General features: G+C 40.5%; 24 protein-coding genes. All 24 read right to left on the minus strand.

What is annotated here, in order from left to right; genetic code table 11:
- Position 1: 1 nt before the first annotated feature.
- On the minus strand, positions 2-973 hold the full coding sequence (locus tag MuYL_RS22860; RefSeq protein ID WP_094572753.1) for a hypothetical protein: 972 nt from the start codon (positions 971-973) through the stop codon (positions 2-4).
- On the minus strand, positions 970-1,986 hold the full coding sequence (locus MuYL_RS22865) for a glycosyltransferase (protein WP_094572754.1): 1,017 nt from the start codon (positions 1,984-1,986) through the stop codon (positions 970-972). Before MuYL_RS22865 ends, MuYL_RS22860 begins: the two co-directional genes overlap by 4 nt.
- On the minus strand, positions 1,983-2,936 hold the full coding sequence (locus MuYL_RS22870; protein ID WP_094572755.1) for a glycosyltransferase family 10 domain-containing protein: 954 nt from the start codon (positions 2,934-2,936) through the stop codon (positions 1,983-1,985). Before MuYL_RS22870 ends, MuYL_RS22865 begins: the two co-directional genes overlap by 4 nt.
- On the minus strand, positions 2,933-3,526 hold the full coding sequence (locus tag MuYL_RS22875; RefSeq protein ID WP_094572756.1) for a hypothetical protein: 594 nt from the start codon (positions 3,524-3,526) through the stop codon (positions 2,933-2,935). Before MuYL_RS22875 ends, MuYL_RS22870 begins: the two co-directional genes overlap by 4 nt.
- A 40-nt stretch (positions 3,527-3,566) precedes the next feature.
- Positions 3,567-4,592, minus strand: a complete 1,026-nt coding sequence (locus MuYL_RS22880; RefSeq protein ID WP_094572757.1) for a glycosyltransferase family 2 protein — start codon at positions 4,590-4,592, stop codon at positions 3,567-3,569.
- Positions 4,562-5,569, minus strand: a complete 1,008-nt coding sequence (locus MuYL_RS22885) for a glycosyltransferase family 10 domain-containing protein (protein ID WP_094572758.1) — start codon at positions 5,567-5,569, stop codon at positions 4,562-4,564. The genes MuYL_RS22880 and MuYL_RS22885 overlap by 31 nt, the downstream gene beginning before the upstream one ends.
- The gene (locus tag MuYL_RS22890) at positions 5,570-6,472 is read right to left on the minus strand and encodes a glycosyltransferase (protein ID WP_094572759.1); all 903 of its coding nucleotides are present in this window, start codon (positions 6,470-6,472) and stop codon (positions 5,570-5,572) included.
- Between the two features lie 7 nt (positions 6,473-6,479).
- On the minus strand, positions 6,480-7,397 hold the full coding sequence (locus tag MuYL_RS22895) for a hypothetical protein (protein ID WP_094572760.1): 918 nt from the start codon (positions 7,395-7,397) through the stop codon (positions 6,480-6,482).
- Positions 7,397-8,401, minus strand: coding sequence for a glycosyltransferase family 2 protein (locus MuYL_RS22900; protein WP_157741083.1), 1,005 nt, complete (start codon positions 8,399-8,401; stop codon positions 7,397-7,399). Before MuYL_RS22900 ends, MuYL_RS22895 begins: the two co-directional genes overlap by 1 nt.
- Before the next feature lie 3 nt (positions 8,402-8,404).
- On the minus strand, positions 8,405-9,274 hold the full coding sequence (locus MuYL_RS22905; protein ID WP_094572762.1) for an alpha-1,2-fucosyltransferase: 870 nt from the start codon (positions 9,272-9,274) through the stop codon (positions 8,405-8,407).
- Between the two features lie 24 nt (positions 9,275-9,298).
- On the minus strand, positions 9,299-10,234 hold the full coding sequence (locus MuYL_RS22910; protein WP_094572763.1) for a glycosyltransferase family 2 protein: 936 nt from the start codon (positions 10,232-10,234) through the stop codon (positions 9,299-9,301).
- Positions 10,221-11,459, minus strand: a complete 1,239-nt coding sequence (locus MuYL_RS22915; protein ID WP_157741085.1) for an acyltransferase family protein — start codon at positions 11,457-11,459, stop codon at positions 10,221-10,223. The genes MuYL_RS22910 and MuYL_RS22915 overlap by 14 nt, the downstream gene beginning before the upstream one ends.
- A complete protein-coding gene (locus MuYL_RS22920) occupies positions 11,443-12,339 on the minus strand; it encodes an exostosin domain-containing protein (protein ID WP_094572765.1) in 897 nt (298 codons plus the stop codon). Before MuYL_RS22920 ends, MuYL_RS22915 begins: the two co-directional genes overlap by 17 nt.
- 28 nt (positions 12,340-12,367) lie before the next feature.
- Complete coding sequence (locus tag MuYL_RS22925) at positions 12,368-13,117, minus strand: glycosyltransferase family 2 protein (protein ID WP_094572766.1); 750 nt, start codon at positions 13,115-13,117, stop codon at positions 12,368-12,370.
- Between the two features lie 7 nt (positions 13,118-13,124).
- On the minus strand, positions 13,125-14,015 hold the full coding sequence (locus MuYL_RS22930) for a glycosyltransferase (RefSeq protein ID WP_094572767.1): 891 nt from the start codon (positions 14,013-14,015) through the stop codon (positions 13,125-13,127).
- 15 nt (positions 14,016-14,030) lie between these two features.
- Positions 14,031-15,140 carry a glycosyltransferase family 4 protein gene (locus MuYL_RS22935; RefSeq protein ID WP_262493693.1) on the minus strand — a complete coding sequence of 370 codons (1,110 nt, stop codon included), beginning with the start codon at positions 15,138-15,140 and terminating at the stop codon, positions 14,031-14,033.
- A gap of 49 nt (positions 15,141-15,189) precedes the next feature.
- Positions 15,190-15,774, minus strand: coding sequence for an acyltransferase (locus MuYL_RS23565; RefSeq protein ID WP_211710207.1), 585 nt, complete (start codon positions 15,772-15,774; stop codon positions 15,190-15,192).
- A gap of 25 nt (positions 15,775-15,799) precedes the next feature.
- The gene (locus MuYL_RS22945) at positions 15,800-16,717 is read right to left on the minus strand and encodes a glycosyltransferase family 2 protein (protein WP_094572769.1); all 918 of its coding nucleotides are present in this window, start codon (positions 16,715-16,717) and stop codon (positions 15,800-15,802) included.
- Complete coding sequence (locus MuYL_RS22950) at positions 16,710-17,600, minus strand: alpha-1,2-fucosyltransferase (RefSeq protein WP_157741089.1); 891 nt, start codon at positions 17,598-17,600, stop codon at positions 16,710-16,712. Before MuYL_RS22950 ends, MuYL_RS22945 begins: the two co-directional genes overlap by 8 nt.
- An 11-nt stretch (positions 17,601-17,611) precedes the next feature.
- A complete protein-coding gene (locus MuYL_RS22955) occupies positions 17,612-18,406 on the minus strand; it encodes an FkbM family methyltransferase (protein ID WP_094572771.1) in 795 nt (264 codons plus the stop codon).
- Between the two features lie 68 nt (positions 18,407-18,474).
- Positions 18,475-19,755 (minus strand): ABC transporter ATP-binding protein, encoded by a 1,281-nt coding sequence (locus MuYL_RS22960; protein WP_094572772.1) that lies wholly within the window; start codon positions 19,753-19,755, stop codon positions 18,475-18,477.
- A gap of 1 nt (position 19,756) precedes the next feature.
- Positions 19,757-20,620, minus strand: a complete 864-nt coding sequence (locus MuYL_RS22965) for an ABC transporter permease (RefSeq protein ID WP_094572773.1) — start codon at positions 20,618-20,620, stop codon at positions 19,757-19,759.
- The gene (locus MuYL_RS22970) at positions 20,620-21,735 is read right to left on the minus strand and encodes a glycosyltransferase family 4 protein (protein ID WP_094572774.1); all 1,116 of its coding nucleotides are present in this window, start codon (positions 21,733-21,735) and stop codon (positions 20,620-20,622) included. The genes MuYL_RS22965 and MuYL_RS22970 overlap by 1 nt, the downstream gene beginning before the upstream one ends.
- Positions 21,736-21,780: 45 nt before the next feature.
- Positions 21,781-23,568 carry an asparagine synthase (glutamine-hydrolyzing) gene (gene asnB / locus MuYL_RS22975; protein ID WP_094572775.1) on the minus strand — a complete coding sequence of 596 codons (1,788 nt, stop codon included), beginning with the start codon at positions 23,566-23,568 and terminating at the stop codon, positions 21,781-21,783.
- Positions 23,569-23,612 lie beyond the last annotated feature (44 nt).

The following is a 23,612-nucleotide window of genomic DNA, read 5'->3' on the forward strand; positions in this document are numbered from 1 at the left end:
ATCAGGTAATTATGCGGTCTGAACTTTTAATTTTCCTTACTCCAAAAAGTCTGTGGTAGGTACTTCTGAAAGTATTCTTAAAAAACAATTTTAACCGTTCAGGATATTCTATCCTGATTAAACTTCTTAAATTATCCAGCTGCGTCAATTTATCATCGGCTGCTTTTTCAAGCCTGAAAACTTCGCGCCGGTAGGGATAATGCAAGGTGTACTCCCCTAAAAAATGCACTATAAGCGGGTGCACTTTTTCAAACGGATACCATGCCCTGTGTTCAGGGTGTGGTAACGGGGGGTTAACCAAAAGTGTATTTCCTTTTATTATATCTATTTGATATTTGCCCGGGCATGCCAGCGGGTCGCTCATTATACTGCCATCGTCAATTAGTGGCTTCATACCTTCCAGCTGCATGGCCAACGCCATGATCACTTCATCATTCGGCCGGTTTCGCAGCCGCACAAAACCAATTTCATCATACTGTTTTTCAATCAGGCGCGCGCGCTCATAAACCCGGGCAGCGGCATCGCCATTTTCGAGGTAATAAAGTCCGCCGTTAAATTTGGGCAAGTGCGGCACATCAAATCTTTTACATACCGCGTTGATATCGCCAAACCATTCGCCGGATGAAATATAGTTGCCCACCACGGCCACCTGCATTCCCTTAAACCGATCGAACAACGATGAAAGGTCCCCGAAGATCAGGCAGTCACTATCAATAAACAGCGTTTGACCCTGGGGTGCAACTTTATCTAAAAATAACTTGGTTGAAAAGCCCTCGCCAAGTTCGCCGGGCCTTATGGTTTTAATTTCGGCGCTAAACGCCACATCTTCGGGCAATAATTCGGGGCTGTCTGTTACTATGCAAAAAGTGATCTCCGCATTGGTATTCCACCGGTAAAATGACCTTGCCAAATTAACAGCCAGGTTAATATACAATGGTTTGCCTGTTGCTATGGTTAAAACAGTTTTTTTCAACCCGCTGCTATCGCCTTTCTAAATTTTTCACTAATGGTACGGTAATATCTTTCAATGTCCGAATTCAATTTAACAATAGCTGCTAAACGTCCCTTTGCGTGGTTAACATTCACTCTGCCAATAAACTTTTTTAACGAGTCCCCTTTTTTGAGCGTGTTAACCAGGCTGATCAAATAAATATTCAGGCTGATGGCCAACGTCCAGCCCCATGTTTTCTTAAACCATGGAAGCGTTGGGTTAAATAGCCATGAATACGGACGATGCAGGATATTGCAGTACCCAAACTGGTAAACAAGGTTAAGAAGATACTTATCGGTAAGCCTGTTTTTGGGTATAAAGTGGTAAAATTTCAAATCCTCGCTGTAAGCTATATCAAAGTTCAGCAGCTTAATAGCATAACACACCTCTACATCGCCGCCCGAACTCAACTTATCGCTGAGCCTGTCCGTTGCGATAGGTGTAAAATCCATTGCTTTAAGTTGCTCCAGTACTGATTTTCTTACTACTGAGCCAGCGCCGTAGACATAAGGGCTGTCCCCTTCAATTACCCCGTTGTGGCTGCTTTGTGCACCAGTAGCGTAGTTGCCGCTGTAAGTGCCGAACCATTCCGGTGGCTCTATTTCAGGCTTAGGAATTCCGCATCCACCAATAATACCCCAGTTCGGGTGGCTTTCCAAAAGGTTATAAGCGCTATTTACGTAGCTGTCAAAAAGCCAGTTATCATCGTCACAAAATATAATAGAATCATACATTGACTCCGCCACGCCTTTTTCGCGGGCAAAGCTCAGCCCGGCAACAGGCTGGTCAACCACTTTAAACCCAACACCAGGGAGTTTGTATTTAACCCATTCTTCGGCAGCAAACTGTGCAGTATTATCGGCCGAACTATTATTTACTACAATTAGTTCCCATTGAATATGGTCCGGAACTTTTTGAAGCGCGATATATAACAATGTTTCAGGCAACCGCAAAGCGCTGTTATAACAACAAATTATTACCGAAACACCTTTCATTTATTAAGCCTTTGTTGCAGTTGCTGGTATAATTTCCGCAACCTGTAATTGCTATAATAGGTTTCATGGCCGTTTACAGTGCAGCGCTTATTAATGCTATTCGCATCATCTAATTTTGATACAACATTGCAAAGTGCCGGGAACAACTGGTATTTTTTAAGGAATAGCAGTTTTTGATCAATCAACGTGTCCTCAAGCTCCGCCCAGGGGGCTTCTTCCAACAGCTTTTCAATAGTTAATATACTCGCCTTGTAATCTTCAATATCAATCTGCACCAGCGAAGCCGGCGCAAAATAATTTGTAATGTCAGGGGCGCCATAATAAATTGGCATAGTATGGGCCAGGTAGCATTCCGTTATTTTTTCGGTAAAATAACCGGGTATCGCTGAATTCTCTATCGCTAGTGAGTACTTATAAGGCGCTAAAGCATCCCACTTATCATCAATGGGGTTAAAGCCGCGTCCAAACACATCAATCCTGTCCTTAAAATGCCCTATCATTTTATTAACAAAAGAGAAGCGTTTTTTGTGCCCGCTTAAAATGGTAAGATCGGAACACACCACCGACAGCGTTTTAGTTTTGGGGATCTTTATTTGATTATTGACTTCCGCAAACGACTTACTTAGCTGCCACTGATTAATTTCGTGCGTGTTTATTATGTTCCGGTGTTGCAGATCGTCCCGGCAGGTTATAACATAATTGAACTGGTTTAAAAATTTTTGATTAAACTGTTTTCCTTCATGCGCCTCATCTGTCATATAAATTACGTTCGAAGGCGGGCATTTAACAGTCATTTTTTCAAACTCGTGCGGAATATCGCCCCAAACTATCCAGTAATCACAAACATCGCAATTGTTATCAATTTCAAATCTATAGTCAACTATACCCGGATCAAGCTGACTCTTTAAAAAGTCGTGCCGCCAGGGCGTAGTAAGTTTAATTACTTTCATGCAGATGTTGGAACTATTCTGATGATATCCCTTTTTACAGACAGTTCCCGCTTTACTTTACTTTTTTTCAGCATATTTTTTAACGTCCTTATTGCAGGATAATCATCTGTACCGTTAAAAAACCTGGCGTCATCTATTAAAATCACATGCGGTAATTCCGAATTAAAGATTAACTCCAGTTCGCTTACAACAGGCGTATTTAGGTCGCCTTTGGCTGTTTTTATATATTCATTATTATAGGTAAACTCTCCTGAGTAATGGCCATCCAGCCAAAACAACATGGGCTCCTTTACCTCTCGTAAAATATGCTCCAGTTCTACGTCGCTGCTGCCGTTAATGATTTTAACATTTTCATACGCCGAAAAACGGGCCTGCGCTCTTGATGCCAATTCCTCACTCAGTTCAATAGAATATAAAAATTTAAAATCTTTACGTAAACATTCTATGGTATCACCTAAAAAAGTACCCGTCTCCACAAATATTGATGGATTATATTTCTTTTTATATGACAGAATGATCGCTCGTTTTTCCTCATACTCCGGAATCACAACGTTTCGCCGGATAATATACCTGATTATTCTTTTTATCATAATTGCTTTTTATTTGAACCTTTTTTGAAAGGTAAACTTTTTACATTTTGTACCTTAAATATGTTATAGTCCTTGCGAGCCGCCAGCCAAACAAGTTAGCTAACAGCGTGGTTAGCGGCCCGGCTTTATACTTTTTGCCGTTATATCCAAAAGCGGTGGCTTTCGCAATAGCCGTTTGGGATAGTTGCCGGTATTTTGGAAATGCGGCAACCCCAATTTCCCAATAATGCCTTGCAAAGATCCGTTCAAGAACCGGGTCATTTAATTTTGCCTTTAAATAACCATATTTAAGATCAACAGATAACAGCATGCTCTCAAAAGCGGCAAGACTTTTTTGACCCGACAGCGTGTTATTATGTTTATGCTTCCGATAGTAATTGGTGCCTGCAGCGCTGTATCTAACCCCTTTGGAAGCCAGTAACACCCGGCAAAAAAATTCGCCGTCGTCATCGGGGCATCTAAACTCATTCCACATTCCGGCTTCGTCTATAAGCGCCCTGGGTGTTATCCAGGAATTGGGCTGAACCATGCTGCCGTACCCGGGCATCACCTCGTCACCGGCATGCAGTTTCAGCAAAAAATCTACCGGATTGTCGCTATCCTCACAAAACCAGTCATCATCTTTAAGCGCTATTTTGTGATAGTCTTCCCCATTTTCAAAGTGCACAACGCGGCATAAACCTACATGGGTTAGTGACCCGTTTAAGCTGTTCATTTGCCCTTCAATCTTATCAGGGCTCAGCAAGTCGTCGGCATCCAAAAACTGGATGTATTTCCCTTTTGCTTCTCTTAAACCATAATTACGGGCTGCACTTGCCCCTTTATTCTCTTGTGTTAATACCTTTACATTTGCGGCGTTATATTGCGCAGCTATAGCCAGTGAATTGTCTGTTGAGCTATCATTGATAATAATAAGCTCCTTGTTGGGCCATGACTGATCAAGCGCTGATTGGATGGTATCAGCAATATATGCTTCGGCATTGTACAGGGGAATAATAATAGAAACCAAAGGTTTAGAATTATCCACCTGATCCATTAATCCTTTCCCGAGAAAATCGTTATCCATCTAGCTCTTAAGGAAACATTAGCCGGTGGGGTGTTCTTGTTAAACCATGGTTGTTTTAAATAATCCATGTATTTATCCGGGTCCTTATCCAACAATATTATCTGATCTATCAATGGGCTAAAATCAAGCTTGTTAAACTGAAGTTTCATTTTCAGGTTTTTGCCAATTGATTTAAATTTCCGCTGCAGCCTCTGTTTGGGTGATTTATAATACAGCGGTCTGATATCAGTAAAATTCAATTGTGATGCATTTTCTAAAAACTTAACCAGACTGGTATCATTGGTCCTGATAAAATCATTGGCGAACAAAAAACTTTGTGTGTTAAATATTTCACTAACATTAGGGTCGCCACAGTAAACCGGCAAACTCCGGCAAAGCATAGCATCGTAAAGCTTTTCGGTTTGATAGCCTGGATAAACGTAGTTTTCAAAAGCTATTGTAAACTTATATTGCGATAAAAACTGGTGCTTAACTGCCCATTTATCGCCTTTATACACCTTATCAACAGATGGCATATTGTTCATGCTTTTGCCCGGGGCATCAACCTTTTTATATTTAGATAACTGCCTGAAAAATTCTTCCCGGTAAGGCACCGGTGCTGAATAAAAAAAATTACAGAACCTGGTTTTCGATGCAAGAATCCGCTCCACATCCCAATCTTTCTTTACCAGGTCTTCCGGGTTTAAGTTGTGCCATTGAATACGTTTGTATTTGGCACTGTTTACTTCCTGTTCAGACGGAATCCCGAAGGCCCATTCGCAGCTCTCCAGGTCTGGAGTTATATTTTCGCAGAAATACCCGATCCTTACATACGGGCCGGGCGGAGGGACGTCATTACCATACGGTCCAAAAAATATGTAATCGGCATCCTCACTTTCAACAAAATCAAACTTATCCGCAACAACATTCAATATATCATAAATCCCTGTGTGGTATAAAATGCCATTTTGAAATTTGATCTTTATTTTTTTTTTCATTTATGAAATAAATGCGGCTTCAGTCCCCAGGTTATAGGCTTCAATCGCATCATATAACCTGTTGTAAACCTCTTCCATTTCAGCCACCGCGGACGGTTGCGCCGCTGCTGCTTGTGTGTTACGGGTGCCGGCTTTGTAATTAATGGCTTTCCCTATTGCAATTTTCATTTCTGAAAACAAGGAAATATCAGAACGATCGCCCTTATACCCGTACTTTTCTTTGCCGATTATACCTTCCCTTTTTAACGTTTCCGCGCCTGCCGATGACGTAACGTTTCCGGGGGTATTTACTGATAACGCGTTGTAGCCGGTATAGTAAACTATATTGGCTTTTAAATAGGAGCACCTTAAAGAATACTCCCAATCCAACATAGTAAATTGCGTATCAAATAAGCCCAGGTAACTTAAGGCGCTTTTCCTTATCAGCATATAAACATCGCTGAAGGTGAAGCAATTGGCATTACCGCTTTTCCATTCTTTAAAATATTTTAACCTACCGGTTGTTGCTATCTCTTCCGGGGCGAGCAGATCAGCTGTTAAACCGTTGGAAATGCAGATATCAACAAGCGGGTTGGCCAACATAAATTGCTTGCATTTGCTTATTGCGGTAAACGAATACACATCATCATCAATTACTTTTTTTATGATGGTGCCCCTTGCCAGTAACAAGGCTTTATTCCAGCCATGTGCCTGGTTATGATCCGGTTCCGAAACAAACTGGTGAATCTTCCCCTCACCAAAAAGCTGTTGAAGGTATTCCTTTGCGCCATCTGTGCTGTCGCCGTCAACTACTACTATCTCTTCATCAGGCTGCAATGCGCACATCAGCTTCTCTAAAGTAATCTTTAAAAAAGGCAGCCGGTTGCGGGTAGCGATGATAAAGGATAGTTGGTATGCGCTCATTTAAATTTTACCTCAAACCAATTGATCTTCTTATCCAATGATAGGTTTTATAGGGAATATGGACAGCCAAAAAAACAATTAAACTCGCTAATGAAACAGGCAGTCCCGATAAAAACAACTTTAGCAGTAAACGCTGCGAAACATAGGGGTACGACTTGATATTACTGCCACCGAAGTGCACCAGAATGGGTGAATAGGATGGTGGGTACCCGCTTCTGGCCGGCGTAAATTTGTTTGCAGGATTGCGCAAAACCCTTTCCCCTTTTAAAACATTCAGCTTATTCGGTTTTTGATCTGTTGAAAGGTCCGACATAAATTCACCGGTATCCTTAACCGGAAGCTGTTTATTTGCGATCATACCTATTGACAACAGATCCTCTTCATTCTTCCATTTATTTTTAATGCGGTGAAACTCATATTCGTCATATCTAACGGAGATTTCCCTTGCCCTGTCAAAAATAAGTTTGGTTAACGCTGTCTTTTTTATGTAGTAAAAGCCGCCATTAAAAAGGATAGCATTGTCAATAGAAAATTCGCTCCTTGCGTAATCGGCTCCTTTATCGCCGGTTCCCCAGTATTTTTCAAGCGGGGTAAGGCGGCCAATAACGGTGACATCCATGCCCTGGCAGGCTTCAAATATAGGTTCCAGGTTGTCATAACAAAGGCAATCGGAATCTATAAATAAGGTTTCCTCGGTTTGCAGGTACGTATCAAGGTATAACTTAGCTTCAATATATAGCTTTGCAACGTCATCATTTACCGCAAGAAAGGTCACCCCATCAATCTGCTTATCAGGCTTAATATTGGTCGCAATAAAAATTGGCAGGCCGGGGTTGTGCAGTTTAATTGATTCAGCACAATTAATAGCGAACTTAAGGTATTCGCTTTTATTGGTTGCTAATAGTAGTACAGATCTGTCGGCCATTAAACGTCGCTATTCTTTTTTAAATCTACCACCTTGCTATAAATTTGGCTGGTCTTGAAATTATAGGCAAAGTAGTTTAGCCCTATATTTTTCCAGGTTATATGGTGAATTTCTTCATTAGTACCCTCAGTCGTTCTATAGGCCAAATAATGGCGGGGCCAGTATTTCAAATAAATACCCCAATAATACAGTGCTTTTTTGAGCCAATAAAGCGAAGGCAACTGCTGACTCGTACTGGTTAACGCCTCATTATATAAATTTAGTACTAAATGGCTTTTGGCAAACCCGATGTGGAGTTTTTTCAAATATGCCCAAGTAAGGCGTGTGCTGGTGATATAATGCCTGAATGTAAGCAATGGTGTGTACAAAATTTTATACCCCGAAAGCCGCACCCTGCCACAAAGCTCCGAATCGCCTCCCGCAGAAAGTTCCTTCTCTTTCCGGTCATCCAAAAACATTGGGTATTTTTGGGTTACATTTTCTAAAACCGATTTACGGATAGCTATACCGGCACCATAAACGGTATCAACCATTGCTGTTTCACCGGGCTCCAACCCTACGGCGTAACTTTGATGAAAGGTATCAAACCAAAATGGTTTCTGCTGTGCATTCTCAAATACAGCAGTGCCAAAGCCACCTATTATACCTACCTCCGGCTCTTCTTTAAATAGCCGGTAAACATTTTGAATATAGTTTTCGTCTAACCAGTTGTCATCATCGCAAAAAACCAGGTACTCGTAAGTAGCGGCTAAAATACCTTTCAGCCTGGCGTTTGAAAGCCCCGGTTTAGGTTCAGATACGATGGTGAATGCTATTCCGTTTGGCTGCAGCCCGGCCCAGATTGATGCTGCAACAGTGCCTGTATCATCGGCAGAAGCATTGTCAACTAAAACAATTTCACAGCCGATATTTTTAATAGTTTGGGCAGCTAAATATTCCAGCGTTTTAACAATCCTTAATGAACTGTTGTAGCAACAGACTATAACTGATACACCTTCTTTCAACAGCTAAAAATCAATTATCGTCCAATTATCGGGGTAAATATTGCGGGGGGTTTCCTGCTTAATGCGCCAGCCCAAAAAATACTGCGGGGCGTAAATAACCTTTCCGGGCTTATCATTCAGCCATGCGGCCCACCAGCTAAAGGTGCTGTTCGAAATAATACATGCATCGGCGTTAAGCAAATGCTGAAAATCCATTATCTCCGTATCAGTCGAAACTGTTTTATTATTGATCGCGGTAAAATTTCTATTTACAAAATCTACATCATCGCTTACAAACACAAAGTGAACATTTTGCTGATCAAACCTTGCTAGTGCTTTTTCATAGTATGCAAGCGGTAACGAAAGGTCGCTCCCGCCTAAATTTAAACTTTCCAGGCTTTGATAATCTGTACGTCGGATGTGAACCGCTACAGTAGTATTGTTTTTATACAGGTTTTCATATTTAAGCCTGAATGCATCAGTAAAGCTTTTTTTTAAGCTGAACTTATTTTTTAACACTTGCTTTACCGGCTCAAAAAACAATTCCGACTGAAAAAAGCCCAGATACAATTGGTTGTCTTCGGGTATTGCTTCAGTTGTAATACCGTTAAAACCATAATTGCACACTGCAAGTTTATTTGCGCGTACTAAATAGTTATAGTAGTACCTGCGGAGATAAAAGCTAAATATATTTTTAAACCCCTGTATCTTAAAAAGCTGTTTAAGCCCGCTTTGGGGATTACCATTTATACTGCTGAAGTATTTATCTACAGCAGAAAACTCAATGTACTGGTCGATATAAAAGCTAGTGTTTAACTTTTGCGAAGTCGCCATTATAAAAGCATACTGAAACAATTGATTCCCTAATCTCCCCTGTAATCTTACCGCTATCATATTGCCGTTATAGCCCGAAAATTTTCATTGCTTAATCTTCAATAACCTTTTTAATTTATGGGTAACCTTACTAAAAAAGGAAGCCCCCGGATAAGCTACATTTTTAACCTCCAGGTGCAATTTTGTATAAAAGTCTCTTTTAGCTTCTTTACTCACGAGTACTATTGGTTTCTGCTTTAGCCTGTAAAACCAATCGTATTTCCCTTCGCCCAGCATATAATTAATAAAACCTTCGTCTATAATATCAAAAAACGGGAATAACGCATAAGTAGCCTTTATTGAAACAGACCACAAATTGGCTTCGGCATCACTCATCCAATAAGAGTTAGCATAATCAAGCCGGTGATAATAAAAGGTATCTTTCAACACCACCATTTTTGCGCCGGTTATAATTTGCCTTAATCCAAACGTCCAGGTGTCAAGCGCGCCGGAGCCTTCTGCATACCCCTTTGCATTTACCCAGCTTTGTTTGGTAAACAAATAATTACCGTGCTGACCGGGAGAATTATCACCCATCAAATAGCTTTTAACGCTAACCTCCCCTTCGGGTATCGACCATATGTACTCAGGGGTAAACTTGTCCGCCAAAAAATAATGCTGATGCTGAAACGATGCAGCATCAGCTTTGCTATCCAGCAGGTATTTCTTTAGCGGTGCAATACTTAGCGGCGCCAAAACATTATCGGCATCAAGGCAAAACAGCAAATCATGTTTAGCGTTTTCAACCGCAGTATTACGGGCGGCAGCACCTCCTTTATTCCTAATGTGCCCGTGCAAAACTATATCCGGATATTTATTTTTCAGTTCCTTCAATACCGTTACAGTGTCATCTGTTGAACAATCGTTTGTGATGATCAGTTCGTCATCATCTGTAAAGTTAGTTTGCATAACAGATTCAACTGCTTCTGCAATTGTACCCGCGCAATTATAAGCAGGTATAAAAAAACTAATTGACGGCATTACCGGGTTTATATTTTAACATTATTTTCCGCTCAAAGTACTGGTAGCTGAAGTGGGCAAGCATAATTACCACAAATAAATAAAGAATAAAGAGGCCGATATGAATTACTGGATTTGCTGTTAATGTAAACCAACCGCCAAAAAAGCCGCCGCCAATTACAAAAAGCGCTTTCATAGGATAATGGAACAGATACACGCCATAAGATATTTTCCCGAGGTAACTTATCGGTGCAGATTGAAGTATAGCAGGAAAAAGTGGTTTTTTGATTACGGCAGGTGCTATTAAAACAAACGCCAATAAATTAACCAGGCTATATTGATAAAACGCCCTTATGTTTATTAAAAAATGCGGGGTGGTCTCCATCAGCCAAAAGGCCGGAAAATCAAACCCCAGGCTTTTCCCGTCAACTAAAAAATAACCGGCATGCCGTAAATAATACAGGCAGGTTAAGCCGGTAGCCAGGCATATAAATGCGGTGATAAAAAAAGTGCGGTACGGAAAATTTATATTAAATGGGTGCAAGGCAAGTAATGCTCCCGCAGCCAATGCATCAGCCTGGCAAAAAGTATTGGTGTACAAAAATTCGCCCAGCCAGTACCTGTTTGATACCAAATGGATCCCTATTACCGCTGCCCAAAGCCTGATCAGCGGACAAATAATCATAATGGCGATAACCAATTTCTTCAATTGCCTGCTGTTTAAAAAATAAACCAAAAAAGGAAATATGAGATAAAATTGTTCCTCAACGGCTAACGACCATAAATGTCCAAAAAAATCATTTGCATAATCGCCAAAATGAAACAACGGGGCCAGATTAAGCTTAATGTTATAGGTATAGGTTAGATAAAAGGGCATATCGTGCCTGATGGCATTCACGCCGGCAAGCAGGCTCCCCTCCTTTGACAGTGCCGGTACAAAATAATAGATCAGCAGTACAATTAAAGCGGTACTGAAGATAAACAGGTAATATACCGGAAATATCCGCAGCGCCCTTTTGTAAAAAAAGTCACCCAGGTATTGTTTAAATGCACGTTGTTTCTCATTCACTAAGATCCTGGTTATTAAAAATCCCGACAACACAAAGAAGATATTTACACCCACCCATCCAAATTTGAGCGAGATGCTGTTATTTGGCCAATGTGTGGAAATCACCAGCAAAGCAGCCAGCGCACGGATTCCATCTAACCCCGGAATGTAATCTAATTTTTCAGGTACCTTGCTCAAGTTCTTTGATAATGTATTTGCACCACTTCTGGTAGTATAGTTCGTTTTTCCAATACTGGTATGCTTTCTGCCCCTTTTTTAGCGCGTCTTTTTTATCCAGATTCATTAATAACTCCTCCAGTTCGTCCACGGTGGCTGCGTAGTAGCTTATTTCATCCCAGGGGATGAAGTTTTTAAAAGGCCTTACATCCCTGTCGCCAACCAGGCAGGGTGCAACGCCCAGTTGCATCGCCTCAAAAAAACGGAATGAGTTACAACTGGTTCCCCGCGGGCATAACGCCACATAAGATTCAAGAGTTCTTAAATTATAATTTTTAGCCCATAGCCATCTTTTATAAAAACGGGTAGGCAGGCTGCCTCCTATCTCTATCTCCGGATGGCCCGCAAACCGTTTCGCCATTTCAATCCGGATAGGATGCGTGTCAAACGACCCGTTAAAGGTGGCGAGGTATTTCTTTTTTACGGGGATCGGCGGCCTGCGATGCGGGCTGCATAAAATCGGGATATCAATACCCGGATTAATGGTACGCGCAGCCGTAAACACAACCGCCCCGCCTGTATCAATCAAAGTGCCGCCGTCAAACTGCGTAATGGTAAAAGTCTTTTTATCGTCAATTATAGCTTTGCTGACTTCGTCCTGCAATTTGGCCAATCCTTCATCATTGGTAGCAAAGTTATGGTTAATGTGCCAGCGGGTCCAGTAAACAGGCAGATAATGCCAGTCAGCTTCTGCAGGGTTAGATGTAACTATCCCATTTTGCTTTTTAATCCAAATCAAAAAATCCTGCTCAATACCATAGTCCTTATTATGGGCAGGGTACTGAAACGACTGGCTTTCCGGTTGCAAAATACCGGCAACATTTAGCAGGTAGATCTTCATTTATAGCGCATTGTGTTGGGTTGCATCATTAAAGATTAAGCGCCATTTTTATTTTAAATAACCAGGTTTCTGCTTTGTAGCGGATATAAGAATGGTGGTGCCATTTATAGCTAAAATAAAACCTTGGGACCTGTGTTAACTTCCGGTGTTCTTTGCTATCTACTTTGGTGATTGATTCGCTGCCCAAATGGGTTACGACCGATGTGGACACCAGGCAGTTTTTTACCTTATATTTTTCAAGGGTGTTTGAGTAATCATAATCGCAATACCAAAACACAAACTTTTCATCCAGCATCCCGATGGTGTCAAATATTTCCCTTTTTACAAAAATGCACCAGCCTATTAAAACGCCGAAATAGCCTTCCAATGGCGGCGCATTTTCCGCAAAACCTTCCTTTTTATGAAAATTAGGACAATAAGGTACCGCACTCATCATCACCGGGTCGTTATCCATGGCGTTTAATATTTCGGTGGCCCAGCCCTTGTGAAAAATCAGGTCATTATTACACAGGCACACATAAGGGTTGCCTGTTAGTTTTATGCCCATGTTTAAATATTTATGAAAGCCAAATTTCTCAGCCGGATAAATTGTCATGGCGTTTTCAAACTGGTAGGGCTGCAATGATTTATTCGATTCAACTACTACTATATTGAAATGAATCTTTTCAGGGTCTTCCGAAGCTAATAACGTATCAATAGTTTGGATGGTCAGATTTTTGAGATGCTCATCCTTCGCGTAACTCAGGATAATAATATCGATGCTAACTTTCTCTTTCATTATTTAGCTATATTGAATAAAATGGCGATCCTTTTTTGAAGATCATTTTAAAGGTAAACTTTATAAAATAACCCGGCGTTTTGTAAAACAGAAATCCCTTTTTAAAACTCAAAAGATATTTTAATGCAAGGCTATAAATTTTCCTGTTGGGCCAATTGTTTGAGGCACAGATCCAGATAAATTCATTAAGAATTTTATATTCAAACCTGCATAAGCTGTTAAAGCTGGTATTAACACAAAATGCAGGTAACTTTTGTGCCCATTTTTTTTGAAAAACACGTGCATTTTCAATCCAGGTATTATTCATGCTTCCAATGGATGAATGATGAATAAGAATATCATTTACACAGTACATTTTTACACCCAGCGTATGCAATTGCATGCAAAGGTCCACATCATAAAAATGAAAGCCCTTAAAGGTGGTTTCATCAAATGCCACCTGCTCAAAAAGGCTTTTTTTAACACAAAACCATACCCCGTCAAAGGCTACTACCTGCCATATAGGCTGCCTGTCAATGTTTGACTTTAAAACAGGAACCGGATCTGTTTGCGAAGACTGCAAAATATGCTCGTAAAAAACACCGCTCCCCCACCATGCACCAGGCATATAGCTGTAATACGGTGTTCCGGCAACACCTATGCCGCCAACATCGTCGCTACTAAAATGATCTAAAACAGCACTACCCCAATTATTGGTATGGTATTGTATATCGTCGTGCATGAAGCACAGCACCGGGTACCTGCTTTTTTTAACGCCTGCATTATAGGCGGCGCAAATGCCATACTTGTTAGTCGAATTGTCTATCAATATAACCTCGTGCAGCACACCTATTGTATTTTCAATGTTTGCTAACAATTGCGGATTAGCTGACCGGGAGCAAATAATAACGGAGATCATAAACTAAGTACCGTTTTAAACGCTCTCAATCAGTTTATTTATTTCGGCGTAAATACCGGGTGCAACAACATTTGTATTGTAATGATCAACTACCAGTTGATTAGCCTTGTTCCCTGTTTTTGCAATAAGCTCAGCATCCTGGCTTAACGTGTATATAAGGGTGGCCATTTTTGAAATATTCAGGTAGGGCGCTGCCAATCCTGCCCCCTGCTTTAACAGTTCAGGGATGCCGCCGCTGTTTTCAAACGCTATAACCGGTTTTTTTAAAAAAGCCGCTTCCAGTACGATCAGCGGAAAAGGATCTTCCCGCGACAGTAAAACAAAAACATCAAATAATTTAATAAAAGGCAGCGGCTCGGGCGTGCTCTCTAAAAATACCAAACGGTTTTCTATTCCACATTTACGGGCATCATACAGCAGTTGTTTTACAAACGGATGGTTATCACCTGCCCCCAACCAAATTATCTTAAATTTAAGCTCGGGATACTGTTCTGTCAATTTTAAGGCGAGCGGGATTACCAGGTCAGTACCCTTTCGCCATTCTGGCGTACCGCCCATCCCTATCACAAAAGCCTCCTCTGTTATATCCAAAGCCGCTTTGCCGCAATTGTTACTTTTAACCCCTGCATCTTCAATAGCTATAAACTCGTAATGCAGGTTTATTTTTTCTGCGGGAACATTAAATTCATTTACCAGGTTCTCTTTTACAGCTTTTGAAACAGCAATAATGGAGTCGGTAAGCCCCAGGTTTTCGTGCAGATACGCTTTTGAAAAGAAATAATTTAATACATATGAGAGCTCATGGATGCAGCAAAGCGTTTTAACAGCATGCCTCTTCTTAAACAGGGATAACAATGGCAAACTCGCAATGGTATTCCCGTAAACCAGGTCATACTTCTGCTTTGCAAGCTGGCTTACCGCCCTTTTATCCAATTGCTGCTGGTTGATACTTAACAGCTTCTTTTTAATCCTTACCGGGTAAGTATGCTGCCGTGTAATATCGCTTAAAACCATTGTTTTACCCAATAGTTCAAAATCAGCTTTAAGCGGGCCATCGCCTAAAAGTAATATATCAAACTCAAGGTTAGTATTCGTTTTCAACCATTTAAGCAGGTGTAATAACACAATAGGCGCACCGCTGCGTGATGCCTCATGACTTATAAATAAAACCCTCTTAATTTTGGCTGCTTTCAATAATATATTCCGACTTTGCCTTTATAACGGTATTGCTTTCAACCGACTTATAAACCAGGCAATTGGCACCCACAATGACGTTATCGCCAATGGTTACGCCCTTCAATATGGCTACGTTGCTGCCTATCCAGCAGTTTTTTCCGATAGTAACAGGTGCTGTTTGAAACTGATCCCTTGAAACTTCAAGTACCTTTTCCTTATAGCCAAATAAATGGTTATGATCGTACAGCTTTACGCCTTCGCCAAACATGGTATTTTCACCGATGCTTATTTTTTCCAGGCAATTTATAGAACAATAATTATTGAAAAAAACATTTGACCCTATTGTTAACGCGGCCCCCGGGAACATTAAAATATGACAGTACTTTTTAATGCGCACATGCGACCCGAACTTAATTGAAAATTTATCTTCAGGCAGGTTGGCAGAAAAATAAGATTCAATGGTAAGCCCTGCCTCAATGGTAATATTGGGATTATGGCGAAAATCATAAAGCTTGTTTTGCTCATAAATAGCTTTCAGACTTTCAACCAACTTACCTATAAAACTCTTTACTGCTTGTTTCAATTCTACGTTATTACCTTTCCTAAATTTACTTATAGCTTTCGATCAAATGAAATACTATTTTTTTAGATACAGAATTACTGCTTTTTAAAATATTTTTTATCAGGAAAGAAACCAAAAAATGTCCAGCCCTATTAAAATATTGTGATATCATTTTAAGAGATATAGCATAAAAACCATCTTTAAAGAGGTACCACTTTAACTTATTAACGATAGCCTTTTGAACAACTAATTCAGGGTATCTATAGTAAATATCCTGGTACGTATAAAAAATTTGCATATCCATATCGGCATTTTTAACCGTGCTTTGTTCCGGGTGAATGCGGTAGTAAAACAACCTGTCGGGTATCGATCTGAATTTGCAGTTGCTTATTAATAATTTCAACCATAGGTGATAATCCTCCATGTTTTGAACACTCAGCTCTTCTATAAAACAGTGTTCTGCTATTAAAGGGGCTCTTTTCATTAAAACAGATAGAATCGGAATCTGATTGTAATTGAGAAAGCATTCAAGGTCGTTTATATCCCACCAATCCTTTACCAATACATTATAATCTTTAACTTCATCGTTGTTTATGAAATAGCCCTGGGAAAACAGCAAGTCAATGTTATTTGCACTTGATAACTCCTTAATCTGAATCGTTAATTTATCAGGCATCCAAATGTCGTCAGCATCCAAAAAAGCTATATATGGACCTTTGCTATTTTTAATTCCGGTGTTTCTCGCTTTGCCCTGCCTCCCATTTTCCTGAAAAATGTATTGAATCCTTGAATCTTCGTTGGTGTAAAGTTTCACAATTTCTGCCGTATTGTCTGTTGATCCATCATCAACTACAATTAACTCCCAGTTTTTATACGTCTGTGCAACAACTGAGCCTATCGTCTCTTCAATATATTTTCCGGCATTAAAAGCGGGCATTATTACAGAAATCAACCCATTATTCATTAGGTAATCTGAGCCAATTTGAAGGTACAATATTGCTTGCAACAAAATATTCTGATTTCGTATTAAACCAGTCTTCCGGCGCAATAACCACCTTTTCTATATCGGGGTTTAGCCATGCTCCCCACCAGCTAAAGCTGCTGTTTGCTATTATATGATGCTTGCACTTGCTCATCAGCGCCATATCCTGCCAGCTATCGTTATGCAGGTTGTGCTGCACCAGCACGCCCTTTTCAGTTAAAGGTAACAGGTGCTGCTGAACCCATTCGGAATCGTCCGAAAAAAAGAAAAATACAGGATCGGCCACCTGTTCTTTTACCAGGGCTATTGCTTTTTGATAATACGTTACCGAACAAGTGCCGTGGAGTTGATTTGTGGTTTTTGAACTCACGTAATCACCCCGGCGAACATGAACACTTACCGTATTGGCTTGCTGTGCCAGCCCGGCTGCAATTTTTGCTGATTCCTCATTTAATGGCGCCCGAAACGTTAAAGCCTTCCTTATTGAGGCTGAAACAGGGGCAAAATAAAGTTCACTTTGCCAAAAACCTTCAACGTATGCCGGCTGCTTTACAGCAAAAACATCGGGGTTAAAACTCATAGCCTTTTCCCGGTAAATGGTAGTTTTGCCAATTCCCGTTTTATTACAGATGCGTTGCATGAGGCCCGGATTTAAAAACCGGTTTATCATACCATCGCCGGCTATGTTTACACGTTTGCTGAAAAGATCCAATTGATACGTTCGCGGCGTAAGGCCATGATCGTCCTGTTTAAAAAAGGAAAGGTCAAAATACAAATGCGTGTTTAATTTTGCTGACAAGGCCAGGCCGAAAGCATATTGAAACATTTGATTTCCCAGGCCGCCTTGTAGTTTAATAAGTATCAAAAACGTTTGTATTATTTAATGACCCCAATTTTCCTTCCTATCCTTTTCAGTAAAGAATTAGCAGGCTTATTGAATTTTCTGACAATGCCTTTGTATTGAGGATAAAACGATTTTGATATATATAACTGATCGCCCTGGATGTCATCCACGCAATTTTTTGCCAAAACAAAGTCATTATCGGTGAGGAATTTATTGATATCGCTTACCAGGGGCTGATCTTTATAAAGTTGAATTTTAGCCACCTCAAGCCAGATAACTTTTATAGATTTTATATACTCACCAGCGCCCTGCAAAACCATTAGCTCTGCACCCTGTACATCCATGTGGATATACTCTATTTTCTCAATATCATTGCTTTTGCAAAAAGCCGCAATTGTTGTTGTTTCAACCGTTATCTTCTGGTCGAATTTAATAAACGGCACCATTTCGGTGTGTTTATCGGGCGGCAATAATGAACTGGATTTGTTGCCATACTCCCAATCACTTTCAGCTGCTCCTTCCGGTCGACCGGCGGATATATAAAATTCTGCGGTACCCTCCGTTATGGATAGCGCTTTATTGAAAAGCCTAACGTTTTTAATGTTGTATTTGGCAATATTGTTTTGAGCCATCTCCACATTCTGCGGAAAAGGTTCAAAAGCGTAAATATCAGATTTAGGAAATAAGCGGGAATATTTAATACTGTCTTCCCCCTCGCACGCGCCTATCTCAAATATGATTGGTGCATCAAAACCTTCAAATAAAATTTTTAATTCCTTTTCTATCGGAACAGGCTCATTTATATAAGATTCTCTATTATAAATCATATGTTTTGACCAAACACTTTTCTTAAAACCTTTTGACTAAAGATAAGGGATTGACAATTTTATTGGAGTTAAAAATCTTCAACTGGAGAGATGTTAATAGACATTGGGTTAACAATAAAACCAACATTATTTAGCCTGATAATCGTGTCATCCAATGCCAGATCGGCGGTTGGCGAAATTGTTAGCATAGCCACATTTTCTACGTAGTGAACAGTTCTTTCGTAATTAGATAAACCCAATATAAGGTTATATGTACCCGGTGTTAGAATGAGATGATTCTCTTTAAAAACCACTTCATAGCAACCTTCTGCCAAATCGGAAACAGTACTCCAACTGGTTCTAATATTTATGTCAGTAGCACTGTTAATTCCTAAGCCAGCGATAAAGTGCTGTGCCCGTTTATTTATTTTAAAAAACACCCTGATTTGCCATGGGCTGCCCACAGGTATTTCCTGGACAATGTTATTATTGATGTCCTCAATTTGCAATTTAGTAGCATAACCAATATTGTCCCCGTTATCATCAGGTTTGGGAATATCAAAAACGGCCTTTTTAATTTGCGATCTTTGAAGGTACTTGGTTATTATGTTTTCAGGGGTACCTATGGAGTCAATTTCACCCTGATGAAGAAATATTGTATTCCTACACAGTTTTTGTATTGCCTGCATATTATGGCTGACGAATAATACCGTTCTACCCTCACCTTGGCTAACATCGCCCATTTTACCCAGGCATTTTTTTTGAAACTCGGCATCGCCAACGGCCAGTACCTCATCTACTATCATGATCTCGCTTTCAAGGTGTGCCGCCACGGCAAATGCCAAACGTACATACATGCCGGATGAGTATCGTTTTACCGGTGTGTCGATATAACGTTCAACTCCAGAAAAATCAACTATCTCGTCAAACTTTCTTTTTATTTCGGCCTTGCGCATTCCTAAAATAGCACCGTTCAGATAAATATTTTCGCGGCCGCTTAATTCCGGATGAAACCCTGTACCTACTTCCAATAAACTGGCTATGCGCCCTTTTACTTTTACCGAGCCGGTTGTGGGTGCTGTGACCCTGCTTAAAATCTTAAGCAGCGTGCTTTTGCCCGCACCATTGCGCCCAATTATACCTACTGCGTCACCTTGTTGAATATCAAAGTTTAAATTTTTCAAACTCCAAACAATATTACTTGTGCCCTTCACCGTCCGGTCATTCACCTCGCCGATTTTTAAAAACGGGTCTTCTTTGCCCCGCAGCCTGGCCCATGAACGCTCCAAATCGCGCGATAATGTACCGGTACCGATCTCGCCTAACTGGTAAGCTTTCGACAAGTTCTCTACTTTAATTACTACTGACATATTATACGGTATCGATAAAATTGCGCTCAACCCGGTTAAAAACTATGATCCCGATAAGCATTATAAAACAGGTAATAACAGTTGTAATTGCCAGTGATAGCATTGTAAAGGTTCCTTTTCCCAAAAAACCGTATCTGAAAGCTTCAATAATTGATGTCATGGGATTATACTCAACCATCCACTGGTATTTAGGATACTTAGCCTTTACTGTAGATAGCGGGTAAATAACGGTAGTTAAATACATCATTAGTTGCACCCCAAAAGAGATCAGGAAAGTTAAATCCCTGTATTTGGTTGTCATCGCCGAAATAATCATCCCCAGGCCTAATCCCAGCATGGCCATTAACAATAACAATACCGGGAACAATAATAAATAGGCATTGGGATGAAAAGTAGCTCCTTTGGCCCAATAAGCACCCATCATGATAATAAACAACAGCATTTGAACTGCAAACCTGATTAAATTTGATACCACGATACTTAAAGGAACAATAAGCCGGGGAAAGTAAACTTTGCCAAACAGCCCCGCGTTAGAAACAAACACCGATGAGGTTTTTCCCAGGCAGTCTGCAAAATAGTTCCAGGCTGTTATACCCGCCAGGTAAAATAAGGGCTGAGGCAAACCATCTGTCGAAATACTGGCCAGGTTGCCAAATACAAACGTGTAAATAATGGTAGTGAATAATGGCTGTATAAAAAACCATAAAGGCCCCAAAATGGTTTGCTTATAAAAAGACACAAAATCGCGCCTAACCAGCAGCACCAATAAATCCCGGTAATGCCAGATGTCTTTAAGCTTTAAATCCAGCATGTTGTTTTCCGGCGTTAGTTCAATATCCCACTCTTCCTGCTCTGTATCAATCATTAACTAAGTATTTTTTCTAATTTATCCATGTAATCATTTTCATTAAAATGCCTGAGACACTCTTGCTGAAGATCCTTTCTTTTTTCCTTTGTTAAAGGGTTTTCCAGGTAGTCTGTTATAACGTTTTCCAATGCAGCCACATCGTCGACATCGACTGCAGTGCCCAATTCACCGTTGCATATAGCATCTGTACTTCCGTCAGCATTACCGCATACAACAGGCAAACCGCAGGCTAAAGCTTCAATAAAAACTATTCCGAACCCTTCCTTTTTACTAGGCAGAACAAACAAATCAGCCAATAAAAAATGATCTGTAATTTCGTCTTCTTCTATAAAGCCGGTAAGGATAACCTGGTCATTAACAGCTGCCAGTGTTATTAATTTCTGAATCCTGATCTCTTCCTTCTGATCATATTTTCCGGAAAGTATATATTTTATCCCCGGGAATTTTATTTTCAAATTGCTTATTGCTTTTATTACCTGGTCATGCCCTTTGTACTGTTCAGTTGATGCCAGCCGGGTTAATGTAAATATAACAGGTGTATCCGCTGTAAGGCCATACCGGGTAAGCAGCTCAGCAGGCTTTTCAAACACGCCCGGTAATTTTATAAAAGAATCAACAGCATTATTTAAAACCTCGCATTTTGCTGCATCCGTACGGTGGCGCACAATCATCTGCTGCTTTGTGAATTTGCTTACACAAATCACTTTATCGCACTGCTTTAAAAATAAATTTTTCAATACCGACAAGGGCCGCCAAACCTCAATACCGTGTGCAATAAGCCATACTTTACTGCTGGGGTGCATTATTTTTATCAGCAACCCAATAAGCGCCAGGTTAATATGGCTGATAATAATTATGTCGGGCTTTTTTTTAAGCATTAAAGTTTTTAAAACAAAATCCGCACGGTTTGCCTTAAACCCTCTAAATTCTTTTCCGGGCAGATACTTTGGCATTAAATCACTATTTGAATCGTAGGCCGACCATAATTTAAAATCCCAGTTGTTGCGTTCAGCCAGCAGGTGTAAAGAATGCGCAAGCGTACGGGTCATTTTTTGAATGCCTCCGGTGGTACTAAAGGTTTGTAAGGTATATAAAATAACCTTTTTAGTCATTCAAACGGATTGTGGTAGTGTTTTTAATTTTATTAAAAATACGCATTAGTTATTGAGCTGAACCTGATAAAGCGCGAAAATTTTTGACCAGTGTAAATGTCCTTCTTTAAAACTTCTCACCAGGGTTTGGGCCGGCTTCCCCTTATACCTGTTTAAATTACTTATTTCGGGGTGTTTGCTCATCCATTCCTGCAAAGGAAAGGTAAATCCCATTTTAGGCCTGTTCCAAACCTCATCAGGTAAAACACCTTTAAAGCTATCAATCAACAGCCTTTTTGGCTGCTTTGAATTAAACCTTATTGCAGGTGCTATGCGCTGCACCAGTTGCTGAAAATCCTCGTCCAAAAACGGAACTCTTACTTCTAACCCATGGCTCATGCTCAAAACATCAGTATCTCTAAGCAATTGATTTTGCATATACAGGTTAGTTTCAAACCAGGCCGCATGTTCTTTGTTATATGGCCCAAGTTCCGGCATATTGTTTTCGCCGAATAGCACTTCATTTACCTCCCTCACATCCGTATCCAGTATTTGAGCAATATCGTCGGGTACAAATAGGCCCCGAAGCAAAAGATAGTCGGCCAGGGGATGATCATGCTGTAAAAAAGAAACTTTCCTGTACCTGTCTTCCTTAAAATAATGAGCCGCCCCGAATAATAACGCGGGTATTTTACGCAGGTAACCAAGATATTTAATGCGATTAAAAGATGGGTATCCGCCAAACAATTCATCAGCACCCACGCCCGACAACACCGCTTTTAAACCATCTTCATGCGCATACTTGCTTATAAACCAAGAGTTTATACCATCAGTAGTCGGCATATCCATACTATTTATGATTTGAGGTAAAAAGGTCTCAAAATCATGTTGTTGAACAAGATGTGCAAATTTTTCGCCGCTTAACCGGTCAAGAACTATATTTTGATAGGCCCGTTCATCGTAGCTTTTCTCGTTAAAATAAATGGAGATAGTTTTTAGATTGCGGTGTTGCTCGTGGACCAGCAGGGATAATAAGCTTGAATCGATACCGCCGCTCAAAAACACCCCAATGGGTGCATCGGAAATAAGCTGGCGCTCTATGGCCGTTTTAAAGGTATTGTGAATATACTCCTTTGCAACCTCAATGTCTGTTATGTAATTTAAAACGGGCGGAGCCTCTTGATAAGGGACAATCTTATAGGTGGCACTGGGGTGATGCCATGATAAATAATGTCCTTTTGCAAGGCTAAATACATTTTTAAGCGTTGTGTACGGTTCCGGAATATTGCCCAGAGCTAAAAACCTTATCGCCCAAGCCGGGTCTGCGTCGGTTGCTATGCCGGCAGCTTTAAACGCCTTAATTTCTGACGCAAAGCTCAACCCATCATTATTGATGTGATAATAAAGCGGTTTTATTCCTGATGTGTCTCTAACCAAATAGGTAGTTGCTTTTTCCACGTCGTACAAGGCAAAGGCAAACATCCCCCTGAATTTGGAAAAGGCTGGCGTTCCCCACTGCAGGTATGCGGCTAAAATAACTTCAGTATCTGTATTCGAATAGAACGTTGAACCGGCTTTAACTAACTGCTCTTTTAATTCAAAAAAGTTATAGATTTCGCCGTTAAAGGTAATCCAGGCCCTTTTCTGAACGTCAGCCATTGGCTGGTGCCCATTTTTACTTAAGTCAATTATTGCAAGCCGCCGGTGCCCAAATGCCAGCCTGCCCTCTTCGTTTAAAAATATACCCTGGTCGTCAGGGCCCCCATGCCTTAACGCATCGCACATTATTCCTACCCTCCCGCTAATTTCACTTGCCGGTAACGTATTTGACACAATACCTGCTATCCTGCACATAGGTTATAAATATTCATAGCTTCGCCCCGTAAGTCACATTTAAT

It is taken from the genome of Mucilaginibacter xinganensis, assembly GCF_002257585.1.
In the GTDB taxonomy this organism is placed as follows: domain Bacteria; phylum Bacteroidota; class Bacteroidia; order Sphingobacteriales; family Sphingobacteriaceae; genus Mucilaginibacter; species Mucilaginibacter xinganensis.

Excerpts from the sequence above, each read along its gene's own strand:
- MuYL_RS22865 (WP_094572754.1), bottom strand. The coding sequence starts at position 1,986 with ATGAAAGGTGTTTCGGTAATAATTTGTTGTTATAACAGCGCTTTGCGG.
- MuYL_RS22870 (WP_094572755.1), bottom strand. The coding sequence starts at position 2,936 with ATGAAAGTAATTAAACTTACTACGCCCTGGCGGCACGACTTTTTAAAG.
- MuYL_RS22875 (WP_094572756.1), bottom strand. The coding sequence starts at position 3,526 with ATGATAAAAAGAATAATCAGGTATATTATCCGGCGAAACGTTGTGATT.
- MuYL_RS22880 (WP_094572757.1), bottom strand. The coding sequence starts at position 4,592 with ATGGATAACGATTTTCTCGGGAAAGGATTAATGGATCAGGTGGATAAT.
- MuYL_RS22885 (WP_094572758.1), bottom strand. The coding sequence starts at position 5,569 with ATGAAAAAAAAAATAAAGATCAAATTTCAAAATGGCATTTTATACCAC.
- MuYL_RS22890 (WP_094572759.1), bottom strand. The coding sequence starts at position 6,472 with ATGAGCGCATACCAACTATCCTTTATCATCGCTACCCGCAACCGGCTG.
- MuYL_RS22895 (WP_094572760.1), bottom strand. The coding sequence starts at position 7,397 with ATGGCCGACAGATCTGTACTACTATTAGCAACCAATAAAAGCGAATAC.
- MuYL_RS22905 (WP_094572762.1), bottom strand. The coding sequence starts at position 9,274 with ATGATAGCGGTAAGATTACAGGGGAGATTAGGGAATCAATTGTTTCAG.
- MuYL_RS22910 (WP_094572763.1), bottom strand. The coding sequence starts at position 10,234 with ATGCCGTCAATTAGTTTTTTTATACCTGCTTATAATTGCGCGGGTACA.
- MuYL_RS22920 (WP_094572765.1), bottom strand. The coding sequence starts at position 12,339 with ATGAAGATCTACCTGCTAAATGTTGCCGGTATTTTGCAACCGGAAAGC.
- MuYL_RS22925 (WP_094572766.1), bottom strand. The coding sequence starts at position 13,117 with ATGAAAGAGAAAGTTAGCATCGATATTATTATCCTGAGTTACGCGAAG.
- MuYL_RS22930 (WP_094572767.1), bottom strand. The coding sequence starts at position 14,015 with ATGATCTCCGTTATTATTTGCTCCCGGTCAGCTAATCCGCAATTGTTA.
- MuYL_RS22945 (WP_094572769.1), bottom strand. The coding sequence starts at position 16,717 with ATGAATAATGGGTTGATTTCTGTAATAATGCCCGCTTTTAATGCCGGA.
- MuYL_RS22955 (WP_094572771.1), bottom strand. The coding sequence starts at position 18,406 with ATGATTTATAATAGAGAATCTTATATAAATGAGCCTGTTCCGATAGAA.
- MuYL_RS22960 (WP_094572772.1), bottom strand. The coding sequence starts at position 19,755 with ATGTCAGTAGTAATTAAAGTAGAGAACTTGTCGAAAGCTTACCAGTTA.
- MuYL_RS22965 (WP_094572773.1), bottom strand. The coding sequence starts at position 20,620 with ATGATTGATACAGAGCAGGAAGAGTGGGATATTGAACTAACGCCGGAA.
- MuYL_RS22970 (WP_094572774.1), bottom strand. The coding sequence starts at position 21,735 with ATGACTAAAAAGGTTATTTTATATACCTTACAAACCTTTAGTACCACC.
- asnB (WP_094572775.1), bottom strand. The coding sequence starts at position 23,568 with ATGTGCAGGATAGCAGGTATTGTGTCAAATACGTTACCGGCAAGTGAA.